Origin of the sequence: Collinsella sp. CLA-SR-H006 (assembly GCF_040097075.1) — a bacterium.
Lineage (GTDB): Bacteria > Actinomycetota > Coriobacteriia > Coriobacteriales > Coriobacteriaceae > Collinsella.
Genome location: NZ_JBBNPD010000005.1, coordinates 50,602 through 70,555, shown reverse-complemented (window position 1 = coordinate 70,555; position 19,954 = coordinate 50,602). Strand labels below are relative to the sequence as shown.

The 19,954-nt window shown below is 60.1% G+C and carries 13 protein-coding genes and 1 tRNA gene; 7 read left to right on the top strand and 7 right to left on the bottom strand.

What is annotated here, in order from left to right:
- Positions 1-307 precede the first annotated feature (307 nt).
- Positions 308-1,891, top strand: coding sequence for a carboxypeptidase M32 (locus AAA069_RS04335; RefSeq protein ID WP_349127665.1), 1,584 nt, complete (start codon positions 308-310; stop codon positions 1,889-1,891).
- Positions 1,892-2,157: 266 nt separating this feature from the next.
- Here AAA069_RS04335 and glmM read toward each other — a convergent pair whose 3' ends face one another.
- The 3 genes from glmM to AAA069_RS04320 all read right to left on the bottom strand — a co-directional run bounded on the left by glmM (position 2,158) and on the right by AAA069_RS04320 (position 7,057).
- Positions 2,158-3,489: a phosphoglucosamine mutase gene (glmM, locus tag AAA069_RS04330; protein WP_117821123.1), complete on the bottom strand. Its 1,332-nt coding sequence runs from the start codon at positions 3,487-3,489 to the stop codon at positions 2,158-2,160.
- An 83-nt stretch (positions 3,490-3,572) separates the two neighbouring features.
- A complete protein-coding gene (locus tag AAA069_RS04325; RefSeq protein WP_349127664.1) occupies positions 3,573-5,885 on the bottom strand; it encodes a DUF4012 domain-containing protein in 2,313 nt (770 codons plus the stop codon).
- Between the two features lie 149 nt (positions 5,886-6,034).
- A complete protein-coding gene (locus tag AAA069_RS04320; protein WP_349127663.1) occupies positions 6,035-7,057 on the bottom strand; it encodes an EamA family transporter in 1,023 nt (340 codons plus the stop codon).
- A 290-nt stretch (positions 7,058-7,347) separates the two neighbouring features.
- Here AAA069_RS04320 and AAA069_RS04315 point away from each other — a divergent pair.
- Positions 7,348-7,422 (top strand) — tRNA-Val (locus AAA069_RS04315).
- A gap of 225 nt (positions 7,423-7,647) precedes the next feature.
- Positions 7,648-8,334 (top strand): DUF5710 domain-containing protein, encoded by a 687-nt coding sequence (locus AAA069_RS04310; protein WP_349127662.1) that lies wholly within the window; start codon positions 7,648-7,650, stop codon positions 8,332-8,334.
- A 444-nt stretch (positions 8,335-8,778) separates the two neighbouring features.
- On the opposite strand, the gene AAA069_RS04305 is transcribed toward AAA069_RS04310, so the two are convergent.
- A complete protein-coding gene (locus AAA069_RS04305) occupies positions 8,779-9,861 on the bottom strand; it encodes an HNH endonuclease signature motif containing protein (protein ID WP_349127661.1) in 1,083 nt (360 codons plus the stop codon).
- 215 nt (positions 9,862-10,076) lie between these two features.
- On the opposite strand from AAA069_RS04305, the gene AAA069_RS04300 reads away from it, so the two are divergent.
- Positions 10,077-10,568 (top strand): hypothetical protein, encoded by a 492-nt coding sequence (locus tag AAA069_RS04300; RefSeq protein WP_349127660.1) that lies wholly within the window; start codon positions 10,077-10,079, stop codon positions 10,566-10,568.
- Between the two features lie 100 nt (positions 10,569-10,668).
- Here the strand turns inward: AAA069_RS04300 and AAA069_RS04295 are convergent, their stop codons facing one another.
- A complete protein-coding gene (locus tag AAA069_RS04295) occupies positions 10,669-12,135 on the bottom strand; it encodes an ATP-binding protein (RefSeq protein ID WP_349127659.1) in 1,467 nt (488 codons plus the stop codon).
- Positions 12,136-12,756: 621 nt separating this feature from the next.
- Between AAA069_RS04295 and AAA069_RS04290 the strand changes: the two genes are divergently transcribed.
- The 3 genes from AAA069_RS04290 (at position 12,757) to AAA069_RS04280 (ending at position 17,260) form a co-directional block, all read left to right on the top strand.
- Positions 12,757-15,801, top strand: coding sequence for an insulinase family protein (locus tag AAA069_RS04290; RefSeq protein WP_349127658.1), 3,045 nt, complete (start codon positions 12,757-12,759; stop codon positions 15,799-15,801).
- A 411-nt stretch (positions 15,802-16,212) separates the two neighbouring features.
- Positions 16,213-16,542 carry a type II toxin-antitoxin system HicB family antitoxin gene (locus tag AAA069_RS04285; protein ID WP_349127657.1) on the top strand — a complete coding sequence of 110 codons (330 nt, stop codon included), beginning with the start codon at positions 16,213-16,215 and terminating at the stop codon, positions 16,540-16,542.
- Between the two features lie 121 nt (positions 16,543-16,663).
- Positions 16,664-17,260 (top strand): 5-formyltetrahydrofolate cyclo-ligase, encoded by a 597-nt coding sequence (locus AAA069_RS04280; RefSeq protein WP_349127656.1) that lies wholly within the window; start codon positions 16,664-16,666, stop codon positions 17,258-17,260.
- A 167-nt stretch (positions 17,261-17,427) separates the two neighbouring features.
- Here the strand turns inward: AAA069_RS04280 and AAA069_RS04275 are convergent, their stop codons facing one another.
- Positions 17,428-18,390 (bottom strand): hypothetical protein, encoded by a 963-nt coding sequence (locus AAA069_RS04275; protein WP_349127655.1) that lies wholly within the window; start codon positions 18,388-18,390, stop codon positions 17,428-17,430.
- A gap of 455 nt (positions 18,391-18,845) precedes the next feature.
- Complete coding sequence (gene metA, locus AAA069_RS04270) at positions 18,846-19,772, bottom strand: homoserine O-succinyltransferase (protein WP_349127654.1); 927 nt, start codon at positions 19,770-19,772, stop codon at positions 18,846-18,848.
- Positions 19,773-19,954 lie beyond the last annotated feature (182 nt).

Here is a 19,954-nt window from a genome sequence, read left to right as displayed (position 1 = left end):
CGCGAGGCTCACGGCTTCCCTACTAAGGCTTTGCTGCCACTGGCCGCGCGCCCGTTGAGGTCGCTGCTCGGGAGTGAACGCTTGGCCCTTGCCACCGCAGGAAGGCTTGCAGCCCATGACCTTCCCTCTCTTGCCGGCGACACGGCGGGCAAAACCCTCTCCGTCAACGCATTGGGCTATAGGATAACACATTTCGCGAGCACATCGCCGCGTTCCGTTTTGTTCGCGCTGGGTACAAGGCAGGTAGCTGTGCAAACTGGCCGTGCACCCGCCTGCGGCGCTCGGCCTGCGAGATTAAGGATGCGGTATGGGAAAGAAACTCGATAAGAAGGCCAAGGCCGCCGTGGCAAAGGCTGCCAAGAGCGTCAAGGCCGCCAAAGTCGACAAGGCCGTCAAAAAGTTCCGCAAACTCGAGGGCAAGCTGTGGACTCGCGAGTACTTGCTCAAGATTGCCGAGTTTGACGGTGCGACGATTGCTCCTGCCAACGGCGCTACCGCCCGTGCCGACGCCATGGGCACACTTGCCGGCGAACATCACAAGCTACTGACCAGCGAGAAGTCCGTTGAGCTCGTACGCTCGTTAGCGCGCGAGACGGTTGCAGGCGGACACGTAGACGACCCGCAGCTGCTCGACGAGATTCGCGTGCTCGGCCGCGACCAGCGCGAGGCAAGCGTTATTCCTACCGAGGAGGCCGAGGCCTGGACCAGGCTCACCTGCGAGGCCGACGCCGTGTGGCACAAGGCCAAGACGGCCAATGACTGGGCGAGCTTTGAGCCCTATGTGGATAGAATCGTCGCCCAACTTAAGCATCAGGCCGAGCTCATGGACCCCAAGCGCGACCCATACGACGTTTGGCTCGACCAGTACGAGCGTGGCCTTTCCGCCAAGAGCTTCGATGCGTTTTGCGATGAGGTCAAGGCGACGGTCGTGCCGCTCGTGCACGCCATCGGCGAGCGCGGCCAGCAGCCCGATGCCGACTTTTTGCACGCCCGCGTGCCCGAGGCCGCCCAGCGCGCCATGAGCTTCGACCTGATGAAGCTCGTCGGCCTGAACCTGGACAACACCACGCTTGCCTTTACCGAGCATCCGTTTAGCGAGGGCTTTGCCGTGGGCGATGCGCGCATCGCGACGCACATCTACGAGAACGACTGTATCTCCAACGTCTTCAGCATCATCCACGAGGCAGGTCACGCCATGTACGAGCTGGGCGTCAATCCCGCCTATGCGCGCACGTGCCTGGAAGGTGGCACCTCCATGGGCATCCACGAGAGCCAGAGCCGCTTCTTTGAGAACACCGTGGGTCGCAGCCGCGCCTTTATGGGACCGCTGCTCGAGGTACTGCGCCGCCACGCACCCGAGGTCTACGGCGACGTCGACGAGGACACGCTCTACCACGCCGTGAACATCGCGCAGCCTTCGCTGATCCGCACCGAGGCCGACGAGCTCACCTATCCGCTGCACGTTATGGTGCGCTACGAGATTGAGCGCATGCTGTTTGCCGGCGAGGCCACGGCCAAGGACATCCCCGCACTTTGGAATCGCTTTATGAACGAGTACCTGGGCATTCCCGTTCCCGACGACACGCGCGGCTGCCTGCAGGATACACACTGGAGCGGTGGCTCGTTTGGTTACTTCCCCACCTATGCACTGGGCAGCGCCTACGACGCCATGTTCGTGCCGGCCATGTGCCGCGACGGCATCGACCTTACCGGTGCCTGCGCGAGCGGCGATCTGGCGCCCGTCCGGGCCTGGCTGGGCGAGCACATTTGGCAGTGGGGCCGCGCCAAGGACGCGCCGGAGCTCATCAAGGGCGCGTGCGGCATGGCGTTCGATGCCCGCTACTACTGCAGCTACCTGCAGGACAAGTTCACCACGCTCTACGAGCTGTAAGGCATAACCGACACGCCAACGCAAAGGGGACGCCGCGGAACCAATCCGCAGCGTCCCCTTTTTTCACCCAATAACTAGGTACCCAATGACTAGTTCGTTGACGCTAATGTCTTGGCAACGTCAGCGAAAACGGCCCCAAGCGAGCAAGGTGACGTGAAATGAAAGGGCGCTGACCTTCTGGTCGCGCCCTTGAAATTGAACGTCAGATTGCCGCTTGGGGCCGTTTGCAGCGTCGAGCAGCTACGCGGTTTGGTAAAACCGCGTAGCTATAAAGCCTCGAGCGCGTTGGCGATGCGCTTCATGGCGGCGTCGGCGGCGGCTTGGTCGGGGGCTTCGGCCAGCACGCGGATAACCGACTCGGTTCCGCTCTTGCGCACGAGCACGCGGCCCTCGCCTGCCAGCGCAGCCTCGGCCTCGGCGATGGCGTTCTGCACGCCCATGTTCTCGAGCGCGGCGTCCTTGTCCGCCACGTGCACGGCCACCTGCGCCTGCGGCAGCAGCTTGCACGGAGCCGTGAGCTGCGAGAGCGTCTCGCGCTCGGCACGAATCACTTCCATCACGCGCAGCGAAGTCATAATGCCGTCGCCCGTGCGCTCGATATCGCCAAAGATCGTATGGCCCGTCTGCTCGCCGCCCAAGCTGTAACCGCCCTCGCGCATCTTGGCATACACGTGACGGTCGCCCACGCCACTGGTCACGGCGCTCAGACCGGCAAGCTCCAGCGACTTGACCAGGCCAAAGTTGCTGGCAATCGTCGGCACCACGGTACCGCCCGAAAGGCGACCGTGCTTGTTCAGATACACGCCGCACACGTACAGGATCTGGTCGCCGTCTACCACGCGACCGCGCTCATCCACGGCCAGGCAGCGGTCGGCATCGCCATCGTAGGCAAAACCCACGTCCAGGCCCTGCTCCACCACATGGCGCTGCAGGCGCTCCATATGCGTGGAGCCGCAGTCAACGTTGATGTTAAAGCCATCGGGCGCGGCGTTGATCACGCGCACGTCGGCACCGAGCGCGTCAAACACCGGCTTGGCCACCGAAGAAGCCGAGCCGTTGGCGCAGTCGATACCGATCTTGACGCCCTGCAGCGAAAAGTTCGCACTTGCAATGAGCGAAGCAATGTAGCGGTTGCGGCCCTGCATGTAGTCCACCGTGGCACCGATGTGGTTGCCCGTGGCCAGCGGAACTTCGCTCTTGCCATCGATGTAGTCCTCGATGAGCTCCAGCACGTCCTCGTCCATCTTAAAGCCGTCGCTGTTGACGAGCTTAATGCCGTTATCGCAAAACGGGTTGTGGCTCGCGCTGATCATGATGCCGCAATCGAAGCAGCCTTCCACAGTCTGATGCGCTACGCCCGGCGTGGGGATCACGTGCAGCATATAGGCGTCCGCACCGCTCGCGACCAGGCCGCTCACCAGCGCCGCCTCGAACATATAACTCGAGCGACGCGTGTCCTTGCCCACGATCACGCGTGCCTTGCGCTCGCGGTTGGCGCCGTAATACCAGCCCACAAAACGGCCAATCTTATAAGCGTGCTCTACCGTCAGCCCAACGTTGGCCTCACCGCGAAAGCCGTCGGTGCCAAAGTACTTCATGCGCTCTCCTTACAAAAGAGGGGCGAACAGATTGCCTGTCCGCCCCAAAATGGTACTCGATTATCTGCGCTACCAGAAAAACCCTACGCCGACGCGCTGTCGCGAGCCGCCTGGCATGTAGGAGTCTGACGCAGCGTAAGCGGCTTGTCCCCCGCCTCGGCCGACGTGGTCAGCGTATACGTGATCGTCGTCGTCTCGCCAGCATGCAGGTCAACGGTGCCCGAATAGAAGGGGATTCCATGCCACGTGGCGGCGCCAAGACCAAACTGGGTGCCCTCGACGGTCAGATCAGTAATGTTGCCGCCCGTCGGGGCAAACAACGAGACATTCAGACGCTCGTCGTCACGCGCGGCATCGGGTGCGCTCGCCGCAACGTAGTCGGGCAGCTTGCCAGCCTCCTCCTGCGTCATGATGTTCGTCAGGGTAACGGTGATGCGATAGGAGCACGTGCCGTCACCGTTCTTGATGCCCTGGCCAATCTGCGTATCGGCGTTCAGGTACCAGTCGAGCTTGGAGAAGCTCAGGTTGTTAAAGTAAACGCCGGCAACAGGATCGGCACTCGGGTCATCCGGATCGAGCAGCGAAGCGTCAATGCCCGTCTCTTTGATGGCATTCTGCTCATCATCGTTTCTCATCCACGCGATCAGACGGCCCTCTTCGGCACCGCGCTCAACGGCGCTGACAAGCTTCGTAACATCGACATCGCCGATACCGCCAAGGATCTTGTCGAAGGCAGCGCTGGCGACGGATGCAAAGATGCCGTCCGACTCCTCGACCGGATAGTTCCAGTACACATCGTGCATGAGGACCTTTGCGGCGTTGGTGCCGTCGACAACCGTTCCGTCGGGCAGCGAGACATTACCGACCAGGCCCAGCAGATACTGCAGGAACACCGGGTCGATACCGATGACGCCATCAACGTCCTGTCCATACTGGGACTTCCACAGCGCGGCGACACGCTGCGAGTTGCGGGGCCAATCAGGCGAATAGGTATTGCCCGAGTTGTACAGGTTACTGTGGTTGCCGAACAGCGCCTCATCCTCTTCGTCGACGCTCTCGACTGCCTCATCCTCGCTGAGTCCAATGCGGGGAACAAACTCGCCAATCGACATCTGGCCGTCAGTGACCGAAATCAGGCCCTGCGAACCGCCAAAGCCGCCGCAAGCACGAATCTCGACGTTGTTCATGGCGTACATAAGGTAGTTGCGCGTCTGGCCGTTGGCGCCGAGCATCTGGGGAAGGACGGGGGCGACCTTCTCCGCCGCGTCAACCGCACCGTTGAGGGTGGCAAAGCCGTCCTTGGCCTTATCGACCAGCTCGGTCACCTGGGAAATATGAGTATCGCCAATGCCCTGGACCTTCTCGTTGGCGCTCTTGAACACCTTCGAGCTGCTGGAAAGCGAATCGGCGACCGCCTGTAGCGCGGACACGTTAATCATGCCGTCCTGGAACAGCTTGCCGGGCGTGGCCTGCGAGAGGTTATCGGCCATGGGAACCAGCGCGTTGCTCGAGACATCGGACAGGGCATCAATCATGGTGCGGGCTGCGTTGATGTCACTGCCATACACCGGGATAAACGATGCCGCCGTCCACAGCGAGCTCGAGGTCTCCGCCTTCATGCTGTCGCAGAGCTCATCGATCTTCTTCGCGTCGTCAGGCAGCGTCGAAAAATCGCCCGACGTGACCTTGTCCTTAAGGCCACCGACGATCTCGACAGCCTCCTTCGCTTCACTCTTTACGGTCTTTGCCGAGTTAAGCAGCATAAAGCCGCTTGCGCCAAGCGCAACGAGAAGCACCGCGACTACAGCGGCAATAATGGCGCCGGTGTGACGCTTTTTGCGCTCGCCCTTGCGATGGCGATGACGGACCAGACCGTCAGAGGTCGAACTCGACGAAGCGTCGCTACCGTAGTTCAAGCCAAAATCGTAATAATCTTCCTTGGAACCCGAGCCCGCAAACTCGGCACAGCTATCATCCAGGCGGGCGAACGTGCCAGTCTCGGAGGCGCCGGTGTAAATCGTGCCAAGGTTACCCGTAAGCCCCGCGCCACCGGCAGAGGGAGTATTGTTGGCGGCCTTGCCGGCATTAACGTTGCCGGCGCCATTCGCGGCGTTGGCAGCACCTGCGTTGTTCGCGGGTACCGAAGGAGCCCCGCTCGGCTGCGACGTGGAGGTTGCACCGCCCGCAAAGACATTCCCTCTTGCACGGCCGGTCTTTTTTGCCTTTTGAGACTGCTCGTACAGAGCGGTAAACATCGCCGTCTCGCCCGGGGACACGCGCTTACCGGAACCGCCCTGTCCAGCGCCGCCCGGCGTGCCGGCCTTACCAGCCCCGTTCGGACGCGGCGGAACTGCAGGGCGGCCGCTATCGCTACCCTTAAAGTGATTACCAGCCATAAAGAAATCCTCGCAATTGAGTCGCAATGAAAAAGTCCATAACGTTACTAGTTTATGGCATTTTGAGCATCGACAGCTAAACTCCAGACACGGACATCAATTGGCGAAAATGCGGCACAACACCTTTTCTGTCTTGGTGGCGGCGCCAGCTACACCGTGAGGAACATCATCACGATGATCATGACAAAGCCGATAAGGTCGGTCGGCAAAAACACCGTGCCCAGCATAACGGCGCTGGTGATGGTCGCCGAGACGGGCTCCACGGTTCCGATGAGACTCGCACGCACCGAGCCGATGTCCTTAACGCCCTGCATATAGAGCATGTAAGCAAAAAACGAGCCGATAACCACGAACACCGCGAGCGCCTCGACGCCGGCAGCGTCGAGTGCCGGCATATGCGCCCAGGGCTGCACGAAGACACATGAGATCACGCCCGCCGTGAGCATTGCCGAGCCCGTGACGATGGGGCTGCCGTATTCGGGCAGGATCTTGGCGGGAATCACCGCCATACACGCGGCGCTGACCGCACACATAAGACCTGCTGCCAGGCCAAGCGGCGAGATATTCAGGCTGGTGGGGTCGCCGCCGGTGGCGATTAAAAAGGTTCCACCCAGAGCCAGGCCAATGCCGATGACTTCGCGAGTACGCGGCATGCGGCGATCGATCACGCAGGTGTAGCCCATGATGATAACGAGCTGCAGGCACTGGAGCACCGTCGCGGTTCCGGCGTTCGTCAGGCGCACGGCCGAAAGATAGCAAAACTGGTTGAACAGCAGACCAAAGGCGGTAAAGAGCAGCAGCTGCTTGCGATCGGCGGGTGTGGTCCAGAGCTTAATCAGGCGCTCGCGGTCGCGCGTAACAACCACGGCCATAAAGAGTAGACCGGCGAGAATCTGACGCACGCTCATAAGCCACAAGGTGTCGACGTGGTAGGTATCGAACAGAAAGCTCGCGCTGGTGCCCGAGAAGCCCCAAAACGAACCGCCCACCAGCGTAGCCAAGACGCCCGTGATCATCTTGCGCGTCGAAGCGCTGTTCAGGCGGTCGCGCCATGCGCGACGGGTGTTGCGGCTGAGCTCATCGGTGCCCTCGGGCACATCTATGTTCGATATATCGGTCATCGGCACCGAAGCCCCTGCGCCTTCGACCCGCTCGACACACTCTTTGCTCATTCCACTCCCCCGAAACAGCCTGGAAACAATTCGGCTTACCTTACCACGGCGAAGGCGCCAGCTGGGGGCTTGTCCGCTTATCGGTAGGACAATTCCGCAGACGTCTCTTCCATGGTTCGGCATCGCAACGGCTTTGCATTATGCGATAGCCAAATCGCGGCAGCGAGCTCTTTTAAAATGGGCGCGACAAAGCCCTTTGATTCCACAACGTTAGCGATTTTAAAAAATATTCTTGCCACCGAGTTCAAGCTCCGTTATATTATCCCTTGCGCACTTGCGCACCCTTGATCGGGCGTTTAGCTCAGGGGGAGAGCGCTTCCCTGACACGGAAGAGGTCAGAAGTTCAAATCTTCTAACGCCCACCAAATGTTCGCAGCCCAGAGGCTATGCCTCTGGGCTGTTTTGTTTTATGTCGCCAAATCCGCCGGCAGTTCCAACCGTCCAACCAGCCAAAAGCCGACCATCTACTTGCCGATCTATCCATCGGCATAACCAATCAGTCCGCACCGCAACTTCTCGGCAAAACGCCGCGATGTCTGTGCCCTGCGGTATCCTTGAGCCACTTGCACCTGCAGCACCAAGGAGCCGCCATGCGCACCGAGCTCGATGTCCCCTTTTCGCACAAAGAAGAAGCCAAGGCGCTGGGCGCCAAATGGGACCGGATCAAGAAGATCTGGTATGTACCCAGCGGCGTCAACCCCGAGCCTTTTGCCGAGTGGCTGCCCGGTGTTGACCGATCCGACCCCTCAGCGCCGTATATATATCTAGTACTGGGCAAGCGCGAGTGCTGGAAGTGTCACAAAGAGACCTCGGTCGCGGCCTTCGGCATTCCCTATCGAGCCGATAACGACGAGAGCATCGCCATCGCGCACGCGTCCAACGAAGCCGGGCACATTGCCATCGACACGGCCAACGCCAACGCACTCGCCATCGTGCCCGCTCTTGGCTGCGTGCCAGGCGAGATCCGCGACTATCTTTATAAGCGCTGCGGCTACAAGCCCGTAGGCGCGCGAACCTCCAAAGCCCCGTCACTCGGCAACACGTGCACCAGTTGCGACGCGCTGCAAGGCAGCCGCTATCTGTTCGAGGAGCCCTCGTCCCCGTTTGCCCTCACTGCCATCAACAAGCTGCCGGCACTGGAGTTTGTGCGCGTCGAAGTTGCCGGCGTCTTTGGCGTCCCGGCCACGCATACCGACTTTAACCAGGCGCTCTTTACCTGGGCACGCGACCATCACGCCGAGTTCCACAAGCAGCTCGGTGAGGGGATTTATTTGTAGAGGCAAAAGACACTCACAGCCAACTCCTCCGCATCACCTATCCCTCGTCGCCGGCGTCGTACACGATATCGAGGCCACAAACAGGGCATTTCTCCGGATACACCGGCATATGAACGCCTGTCCGTTTTCTCACTTCGTCGCTGAGTCTGTCGCGCGCATCGATGAACCGAATGTCGAGACACGGTATTTGCGAGCCGCAGCAAGGGCAGGTGACGACAAACGACCCGCAATCAACCTCTACGCTCGGAAACATATTGTTGTCTATAAGGGCACACGGCAGTTTTCCGTACTTCCCCATCGCAATATCGCCTCGCCAGCTCATACACGCTCCCCTCTCGCTATACAAATCAGGAAGAGCATGCACCGGCGGGTGGGCGCGATATTGCATCGCCACGCGATCCGATCAAACAACACGATTGTCAAAGAATGCCAAAGCCAAATACGCTAATACGGCAGAAGCCCCGCCTTTTCACGCTTCTTTTCCGAGCGATCGAACTCAATGCGATAGGCCTCAAGAAACACCGTATTGGGTCGCCACTGACGCTCATTCGGCTGCCTTAGCGTCGCACCCGCAAAGGAAACGTAGTCGGTCTTATCCAGCAGGTACGATCCGCACAGCCGATATTCGCCGCAAACAGGCTCAAACGAAATCAGGTGAGCATCAAATAGGGAATGAAGATCGCGCCGAAGCAGAATGCCGTTGCTGGCAACCTGCGATTTGGGTCCCGAGTAATTCTCGATATGTGCAGCCTCCAGAGCTTCGCTGACGCCGCAGTCCGACACCGCGCAACGGCCATCATAGGCGGCAACGAGCTGTTTGCGGAACCATTGCTGCCCCAATCGCTCGCGCCTTAACGCATAGCGGACCTTTTCGTCGTCGGTCGTACCCTGTCCGGCAAACTCAATATCGACGGGCATGTGCTTCAGATAACTCATGTCGGGCGCAAAACGAGGGTCCGGTCCGCCTTTATGAACAGGACCGTGCAGAACAAACCATCCGTTTTCGGGCTCGAACCGCTCAACAAACGCAAGGCCGAGCACCTTATAGCCCACCTCGGTTGCAAATATGACTCCGACTGGAACGCCACATTCCATGCAGTTGAGCATTTTACGGTTGTAATTCTGGTCTCGAAAACCAACGGTACCCGGCGCTTGAACCGAGTACTTAATGACCCACGTACCATCGTCCAAATAGAGCGGAGGCACATCGGTGTAGAAGCTCTTTTTAGAGTTATGGACCGAAAGCGCAAAGATCTTATTGGGATCTTGCTTCACCCGATCCTGGCCCGGCCAGAAGATCCCTGAATCCCGCGTTACGGGAAAGAAGTCCGAGCCAATTCTCAAACGATACTGATACTGAGGGCTATCTTCCTTGGTGTGGTGCGGAAGGCTGGCCCAAACGCCGCCGCGCTGCTCCTCACCCAGAAACCACTCCCATGCCTCAACGTATTCAGAAGGAACGAGACTGCAGGCACGGTCATAGCTTGGTCCATCCATCAACGGAACAGCAAGGTCAATGTCGTTCATCGCCAGCACCTACAACCATACGAACACGAGTCATACCCCTCAATAATATGGCCGAGAGTCAATTATTACGAGATCTCATTCCGCGATCGGCACATCGTTGATGCTCTCGGTTTGCCGCTGGCGCGCTTGTACCCCGCCATCCAACTCCCCTGTATACTGATGTAACACGTGTTTCATCCGGGCTTGTTGGGCCGGATTGTTCATGGGAGGGTCTTATGGCTGCTTCGAATCCGCCTAAGGGGAGCGTTTCTTCTTCGTCCATCAAGCCGGTTACGCGCAAGGCCGTGCGCTGCCAGCGCGAGGTCGCTTGGCTTGTCACGCAGGCGGCGGGCAGGCTTGTGGCGACCACTCAGGACGTCAATGCGCCTACACCGAGCTTTGTGTTAGCAGCGGCGCTGGATTTTGTGCGCCAATTGGAGCTTGCCGAACAGGATGCCAACGGCCACCTCGACTACCAGAATGTTATGGCGCCCGACCTGCAAACGTTCTGCCGCATGGCCAAGTTGCCCGCCGCACCCAATGCGCTTTCGAACGCAGGCTACATGTTTACGCTTTCGGGCGCGGACCTTATCCGCGACATCTATGCATACCGCAGCGAACTCGCCGAGCGCCACGTCTTTGACGCGGCAGAAGTCAAACCGGGATATGTCATCAAGCTGGTTCTTAGGCTGTTCTTGATGGACGGGTTCGGGGCCATGCCGGCGTAAGCCGAGTCTTCAGCATCACCGTCGACTGAGCAACAACCGCTTTACCTTAGTGGGCGCCAATTGAGGGTCGATTGTTGGGTCGCCTCGTCCACTAACGCATTTATTCCACGCGCTCTGACAGTCGATACTTGCGGTTGCGGCTCGTCGCCGGCGCCGTGGGCTCAAGCTCGCCTTGAGCAATGAGCGCGTTGACGCGCGACCTAACCTGGGAAATTGTAAGCCCCGTGCGTTCTGCCAGCTCACGCGTCCCCAGCTCGCCGTAGTGTTTGAGTGCCGTCACAATTAAGCCCCCGCCATGATCGACCGGCTCGATCTTTGAACGGTAAAGTACGACCTTGAACCGATCGAACCCCGGGCAGAACAGGGGCTCGGCCAGACCATGCGCGCGCATGGCATCGATCATCATCGGGATGCCCGAGCCATTGCCCTCAGCCGGCGAACCTGCGCCATCCGGCAGCGGGACAATCGACATGAGCTTCACAAGCGTCGCGTTACGGCATCGGGAGCTGCCGTCAAACAAGTTCTCGCGAGTCTTTCCCCCGTAAAGGCCGCCAGGATTCGTCACCTCGACACGATCGTCAAAGACGTCGACGGCGATCGATTGTCCACAGAACCGATCCCCGTATTCTCGATGGATTACGGCGTTGGCGATTGCTTCGCGCAGAACCTCCTCGGGAATCTCAAGCGAGTCGACACGCGAGACGCCTTGGACGGTCGAGGTTCGCCGCAAATTCTTGGCGACGGCTGCGACGGCATCCGAGATCATCTCGCCCAACGTTCCCTCACAGATTGTGCGGTCCATGAACCTCAGCGACCCCGCCATGCCCTTCTGAGTTCCCGCATGGACAGCCACGTCAATGAAGAGCTTGGGATAGAACTGCTGAGGGTAGGTGCCCACAACCAGGAGTCCAGCCTTGGTGACATTGCCCCGGAAGTCGAGGAAATTCAGACGCTCCATCTTTGTCTTCTTGTCCGCCGCACCGCGCATCGCTCGAGGCGTCAACGAATAGGCACGCTCTATCGTGCGGTCGACCAGCGACTCGTCGAGATCGCCCGCACTCGTGCCGGGCACCGCATCGCGATCGCTAGGACTCGTCCGTTCATATGACGACAGTGCCAAAACCTCGGTCGACGAAAGCGGAACATCTTTGTCATCGATGCGTTTGTAGCTGCCACCTTGAGCGCCCCGCTCTATGACATAGCAAGGCTTGCTCGACGGGTCGAGCTCCTCAATCGTGATGACCAGAACCACGGTGCCCTGGAGCTCCACGCGCTCAATGGTGTATTTGGGCGGATTGGCCAGCTTTCCGCGACCGCCGGCATCGCCCATGCCCGCCACGAATTGGTTGAGCACTTTCTCGGTCTCAAAGTTTGCAACTGGGACAAAACCCGCGCGCTCGCTCACTCCGAGTACGATGATGCCGCCGGCGGTGTTTGCGAAAGCGCTGACCGTTTCCCATACGTCGCGGGAAAGCGTCGTGGCGCTCTCCTTGACCTCGACGTTAAAATCGTCCGAGCCCATGCGCCTTAAAGACTCGAGCAGACCGGTCAGTTCGTTTTCGTTCATCTGCACGTCCTTTCGCTCGGTTCTGCGGAGAATGCCGCGGATAGATTTCCCTCGTCTCTCAGTTATCTCTCGAAATTATCTCTCATCTATCTCTCTATCTCTCGGCTTAGAGATAAGGGATAGATAGAGATGGAATGTCTACCATTTGCTTCATTTATACATATTTTTGCTGGTAGAACAATTGGTATTGAGACAATACCATGATTGCCTGTCTCTTTGCTGCTCAGTTATCTCTCATATTTTTCTCTCATCTTCCTGTCATCTCTCATATTAGAGACGAATGAGGGACGAGAGATACGCGAGTGATGGACGAGCGAGGATTTTCGGACGGTCGGATATCGAGAGTGGATATTTGGACGGTTTTTGGGGCTTTTGCAGCAAATTCCGTCCAAATATCCACTCTCGTTCGATAGGTATCCGGAAATCCTCGCTCGTCCGTCCGAATATCCACTCTCGTTTGGCGTGTGTCCGAATTTCCACGCTCGCGCGGCGGTCACGCGGGGCCTTTACCCATTCCGCCGGCATCGTCTTCAGTTCGCCGCAGAGCCGCGGCCCCATATGGGTATACTCTCGAGGATTCGACTCGATTCGCCCCCGCTGGGGCGTCAAAGGAGACTGCATATGCCCACCACCTCAACCGACCCGCGCGCCGCTGCCGCCGCGCTGCTGGTACCCGGCACCACCTGCCACGGCTTTGCCGTCGAGCGCTGTGAGACCGTGCCCGAGCTCGACTCGGACGCTTACGTGCTGCGCCACACCGCCTCGGGCGCTCGCCTGCTGTACCTGGCGTGCGACGACGAAAACAAGGCCTTTGCCATTGGCTTTAAGACGCCGCCGGCCGATTCCACCGGCGTGTTCCATATTCTTGAGCACTCGGTGCTGTGCGGATCGGCTAAGTTCCCCGTCAAGGAGCCGTTTGTCGACCTGATCAAGAGCTCCATGCAGACGTTTCTCAACGCCATGACCTACCCCGACAAGACCATCTACCCCGTTGCCACCACCAACGAGCAGGATCTGTACAACCTGATGGACGTGTACCTGGACGCGGTGTTCAACCCGGCCATCTATACCAAGCCGACCATTTTTGAGCAGGAGGGCTGGCACTACGAGCTGGACCTGCCGCAGGGCGCCGAAGGCGAGGGCGACGGCAGCGCCGCCAGACTGCGCGAGGGCACGCTGCGCTATAACGGCGTGGTGTTCAACGAGATGAAGGGTGCGCTGTCCGATCCCATGAGCGTGTTGGACGACGCCGTCAACGCCGCGCTCTATCCCGACACCGCCTATGCGCACGAAAGCGGTGGCGACCCGCGCGCGATTCCCGCGCTCACCTACGAGCAGTTCCTGGACACGCACGCGCGCCACTACAATCCTTCCAACTCCTACATCACGCTTTACGGCGACCTGAACGTGGACCGCGCCCTGGCCTTTTTGGACGAGCGCTATCTGTCGCAGCCGAGTGCCGCGAGCCGCCGCATGGACGCTGCCGTCGCCGCCGGCGAGGACCCGTCCACGCTGGCGCCCAATCCGCTGGGCGTGCAGGCGCCCGTGACCTGCGAGTACAAGCGCGTCGAGATGGCTACCACGCCCGAGAACGCCCTGGTGGGCCTGGGCCTTGTGCTGGGCCGTGCGCTCGATCGCAAGCGCACGATCGCGGCGGACATCCTGTTTGAGGCACTGCTGGGCTCCAACGAAGCGCCGGTTAAGAAGGCCATTCTGGCCGCCGGCCTGGGCGGCAACGTGGTGAGCTACACCGCGGCCGAGAGCCTGCAGCCCTACGAGCTCATCATGCTGCAAAACGCGCAGCCCGGCGTGGCGCGCGAGCTGCGCCGCGTGTTCCAGGACGCCTGCCGCGACCTATGCGAGCATGGCGTTCCACGCGAGCGCCTGGAAGCTATCATCAGCAGCAACGAATACGACCTGCGCCAGCGCGACTACGGTATCGCCGACGGCGTGGCCATTGCGTGCGACGCGCTGAGCACGTGGCTCTACGATGACGACGCCGCGACGCTGGCGCTCAAGTACGGCCCGGTGTACGAGGAGCTGCGCAGTGAGCTGGACGGCAGCTATTTTGAGGACCTGCTGCGCGAGTTGGTGCTGGAAAACGATCACATGGCACTGGTCGAGCTGGTGCCGGTGGACGCCGCCGAGGGTTCGGAGGGTGCCGAGGCCGCCGAGCTGGCAGCCAAGCGCGACGCCATGACCGATGCCGAGCTGGCCGACGTGGTCGAGCGCACGGCCGCGCTGCGTGCCGCGCAGGAGGCGGAAGACACGCCCGAGGCCATGGCCACGCTGCCGCGCCTGCGCGTGTCCGACATTGGCGAGGCGCGCCCCGAGCCGCCGCTCGTCGTAGACACGACCGCACCCATCCCCTGCCTGCGCCACGGCATCCCCACCAACCGTCTGGCCTACGCCATGCAGTATTTCGACCTGAGCTGCGTCGCGTTTGAGGACCTGCCCTATGTGACGCTGCTCTGCCGCCTGCTCAAACAGCTGCCCACGAGCGAGCACTCGGCCGAGGAACTCGACAACTTGCTCGCCGGCAAGCTGGGCTTTTTGAGCTTTACGACCGAGGTCATGACGCAGCCCGACGTGGACAGCGTGCGCCCCTACCTGCTGGTGAGCGCCGGCGCCCTGTCCGAGAAGATCGATTCGCTGGCAAGCCTGCCGCGCGAGGTGTGGTCGAGCACGCTTTTGCTCGATGCCGACGCCGACCGCGTGCGCGACGTGCTCACGCAGATTCGCATTGGGCTTGAGCAGGGCTTTATCAACAACGGTCACTCGGCGGCGCTCGGTCGCGCGATGAGCTACAGCTCGCCTTCGGCCGTGGTGCGCGAGCAGCTTTCGGGCGTGGACTTCTACCTGTTCCTGCGCAATCTACTCGAGCACTTTGACGAGCGACTGGACGACCTGCGCGCCAAGCTTGCCGCGCTGGCAGACCGCATCTTTGTGGCCGATGGCTGCATGGCGAGCTTTACCGGCAGCGACGAGGACTTTAACGCGTACTGGGATGCCGCGGGCGACCTGAGGCTTGGCGCGGGCGACGGCGCCGATGCCGGCCGCGACGCGCTCGTGGTACCGGCGCCGCGCGACCGTCACGAGGCTTTTGTCATCCCCAGCGACATCTGCTTTGCGGCGCGCGCGTGCGACCCGCGTCGCCTTGGCATCGACGTGACGGGCGCTTGGGCCGTGGCTGCCAACGCGCTCTCCTACGACTACCTGTGGAACGAGATCCGCGTGAAGGGCGGTGCGTACGGCTGCGGATTCCGCGCTGCCGGCGAGCGCCAGACGGCGTTCTACACCTACCGCGACCCGGCGGTCGATCCTTCGATTGAGCGCGTGGAACGCGCGGGCGCATGGCTTGGCAGCTTTGAGCCCGACGAGGCCGCCTTTGAGGGCTTTATCGTGAGCTGCGTGAGCGGCATGGATGCGCCGGTGAAGCCGTACGCGCTCACCAAGCGCCGCAACACGACCTATCTGGCTGGACTCGATCCGCATGCACGCGAGGAGCGCCGCGCCCAGATGCTCGCCGCCACGCCCGGTGAGCTGCGCACTCTCGGCGCCGACGTGACGCGCATCGCAGCCGAGTCGCCCACCTGCGTCTTTGGCAGCCGCGAAGTCATCGCCAAGAGCAACGCCGGCTTTAACGTAGTCGACCTGCTGGGCTAAGGCACGGCAAGCAAAACTACCACGAAGGGCGCAGTTCACAGGCGCCCTTCGTGGTAGTTCGAACACTTGTTCTATACGCACACATGTTCTATAGTAGAGGTGCTTGCATCGAACTGAAATTGCAACTAGAATATAGTTGCAGAATGTGAGGCGGGATGACTCGATCCGATAAACTCATCGCCCAACTGTTTAGCTGCCCTTCGACGTATCGTTATGCGGATTTTTTAAAAGTCATGGCTTCATATGGCTTTGAAATGGACAGCAAAGGCAAGACATCCGGATCGCGCGTTCGCTTCTACAGGCCATCAGATGGCAGGATGTTCGTAATGCACGCACCTCATCCATCTGACGAATTGACAGCGGGGACCATTCGAAACATCGTTCGCTTTCTGCAAGATGTCGGAGGTAGTCATGAGTAACGTTTTGGCATACAAGGGTTATTTCGCCCCGGTCGAGTTCGATGCTGAACAGCATGTGCTAACAGGTATGGTCGCCGGCATTAGGGACGCAATCGTATTTGAAGGCTCCACGGCTAAAGAAGTGGAGCAATGCTTCCACGACGCCGTCGACGATTACCTTGAGTTTTGCGCCGAGAAGGGCAAGGAACCCGAGCGGGCTTTTAAGGGCTCTTTCAACGTAAGAACGGGCTCTGAGCTCCACAAGCGAGCAGCGCTGGCAGCGGCAAAGAAGGGTGAATCGCTCAATAAGTTTGTGACTGAAGCAATCGCTGCGGCGTTGTGAAGCCAACGTTGAGTCGAAGCCGCCACAAAGGACACCTTTGTGGCGGCTTCGACGTTTGCCCAGATAAAACCTGCCAAAATAAACCTGTCCCTGTTTGGCAGGTTTGCTAGAGGAGGTTGGGATGGACAAGGCTAAATTGCGACGGGCGGTGATTGCCCGACGTGACGCTCTTGATTTGGATGTGCAGGCGGCGAAGTCTGCTGATATCTGTGCGCGGCTGGTTGAGCTGCTGGGCCGCTTGGATGCCGCGGCGCCGCACACCGTTGCCGCCTATGCCGCCATGGGTTCCGAAGTCGATCCTGCCGCGTTTGCCGCAGCGGCCGCCAAACGCGGCTGGCGCGTGGCCTATCCGTGCATGTTCTCGGCAACAGACGCCGCAGCTTGTGGCCAGCGCATGTGCATGCGGGCAGTTGCCGCCGGCGATGCGTCCTCGGCTCCGTTTATCGCCCACCCCACGCGGACCTTCGCAGCCGTGGACATCGACAGCGACCGCTTCCCTATCGTGCCTGCCGAAGCTCTCGACATGGTCGTCGTGCCGCTCGTAGCCTTCGACCGCGCCGGCGCGCGCCTGGGCTACGGCGGCGGCTGCTATGACCGCTACCTGCCCATGCTCTCGCCCGCATGTCAAATCATCGGCATCTCCTTTGACGAGCAGCGTGTCGACCACGTTCCCACCGACGCCCACGACCTGCCGCTACTCCACATCATCAGCGCCTGATCGCCGCTGTATCGCACCCGCAAGATGAGCGTGGAAAATCTCCCACTTTGAGCCCCCTTACGAGCCAAAAGTGGGAGATTATCCACGCTCAACCATTGCGCGTCCAGATTTCCACGCTCGTCCGTCCGGATTTCCACGCTCGTGCGGCTCAACGTCCTGCAACCGCCTCAACACGCACGCGGCACGCCGGCGACCCTGAGCTTGCGATCGAGCTTTGTCGGATCCCTTAGATCATCCCAGCACAAGCGCACGATCTTGCAGTTATCAAGCAGCGAAAGCCTCGACTCGCGCTGGCGCTCATCAAACTGCGCCTTCGCGAGCTTGCCCTCCTCCGCCGCCTTCTCGCTTTTAACGAATCCGTCGAACTCCCCGATAATCAGCCGGTCGCCCACACGCCACAAGTAGTCAACGCGATACGGCCGCCCCGGCTCAACCGGGTCGAACAGCTCAACTTGCAGCTCCGGCGTCTGCCAGCCGCGCTCGATCATCAGGGCGCGCGCCTTGGACTCGCCGCCGCTTTCCGATAGGCCATCGGCACACCGCGCAACACTTCGCGCCGTCACAACACCGCGACGATTTAAGCCAAGCTTGTTGATTGTCTCAACGAGATGCTCCTTCGACAACAGCTGCTCATGAAGCGCCGAGTCCGCAATGATCAGTCCCTCGACAAACGACGCATCGACCAGGCAATCCGTAATCGTTTGATCGATATCGGTCACGGCAATATCCATCTGGATTGCCCGTGTTTGACGAGCATAACGATGGCGAATCACCTGAGAGCCGGGCGTCGTCGATTGCGCCGGCGCCGCGGCGATATGAATGTGCGTCAAATTGGCATGCGAAACCGAAAGGCCATAGATAACAGCCGCCGTATAGGAGCAAAACGTCCAGTCGGTATGCTTTTGCGCAAGGGCCCGCACCCGATGCAGATAACGCTGCCGAAACTTGAGCTCGGACCAATAATCCGGACGCACATACAGCCCCGGCATGACCGCCTCTAGACTTCCCGCCGCCACCCGCCGCTCAATCTGCTTTGCCTCCGCCGTCGTGCGTGCGTACACGCAGCTCATCTGCTGTTCGCATGCTTTAATGTGACTTGTAAGTCTTTGATTCGCCGTCATGTTTCCCATGTCGCCTCCCAACTCTTGGAACGGCGCAAACGTACCAGACGGTTTCATGCGAAGTCTAACCAAATGCTGTCCAGGCGCTGACCAAATGCTTGACGGCTTTGGACGTTTTAGACTGATGACTTATATCTGCAGGTAGGGTGGTTGTCGAGAGGTCCCCGTCTCCATAATTTGGCGCCTTGGTCCATCGGATTATCAGAAAGAAAAACCCGTCGAGATTCAAGACCACGCCAAATGCGACTTTGCCTCTGCACGCACCGTCTCTTAGCCGAGCCATCGGCATCTACATGCCTAAAAAATGAGCGTGGATAATCTCCCGTTTTGAGCCTAGTTTCAAGCCAAAAGTGGGAGATTATCCACGCTCGATTTGTAAACGTCCGAAAATCCACGCTCGCGTGTCCGATAATCCACGCTCGTCATGCCGTGAGCACAGCCACAGTCGCAGCCACGGCCGCAGCCTAGTGCTCCTCGCCGGCGCGGGCCAGGTCGTAGGGCGTGGTCTGGTAGACGTAGTAGTTGAGCCAGTTGGTGTAGAGCAACTGAGCCTGGCTGCGCCAGACGTTGCGCGGCTCGGCCGTGGGGTCGTCATTCGGGAAGTAATGCGCCGGCACCTCCGGGTTGAGTCCGCGCTTCACATCGCGCTCGTACTCCAAGCGCAGCGTGTCGGTATCGTACTCGGGATGGCCAAATACAAAGAAGCGACGGCTGTCGGTCGACTTGACGATGTACAGGCCCACCTCGTCGGACACGGCCACGACCTCAAGCTGCGGCTCGGCCTCCACGTCCTCGCGGCGCACATCGGTGTTGCGCGAATGCACGGCATAGAAACGGTCGTCAAAGCCGCGGACCAGCGGGCTTTGCGGCTTCACCAGATAATGCTCGAACACGCCGCTCGCCTTTGCCGGTAGGTCGTACTTCTGGATACCGTAATGATGGTACAGACCGGCCTGCGCGCCCCAACAAATGTGCAGCGTGGAGTGCACGTGCGTGGTGGACCAATCCATGATCTGGCAGAGCTCGGGCCAGTAGTCGACCTCCTCGAACGGCATCTGCTCCACCGGCGCGCCCGTGATGATCAGGCCGTCGTAGTGGATGTCGCGGATGTCGTCGAACGTGCGATAGAACGTCTCCAGGTGGCCGGCGCTCACGTGCGTGGCCTCGTGCGTTTTGGTGCGCAGCAGGTCCACCTCCACCTGCAGCGGCGTGTTGGAGAGCTTGCGCATGATCTGCGTCTCGGTAGCGATCTTGGTGGGCATGAGGTTGAGGATGAGCACGCGCAGCGGACGGATGTCCTGGTGCAGCGCGCGGTACTCGGTCATGACAAAGATGTTCTCGCTCTCGAGCTGCGCGGCGGCAGGGAGGGCGTCGGGAATGCGAATGGGCATGGATGCTCCTTACGAGTCAGTTGCAGCTATGGTACAACGACCGGCCCCATCCGCGCGAGCACATCGCCCAGCGATGCCGTCAGCGGCCCAAATCACTCCAAAAGTAGAGATTAAGGCATGCCCAAAAATCTATTGCGCTTTAGCCTAGCAAAGTGGCAGCAGGACGCTACAATGGTTCGACG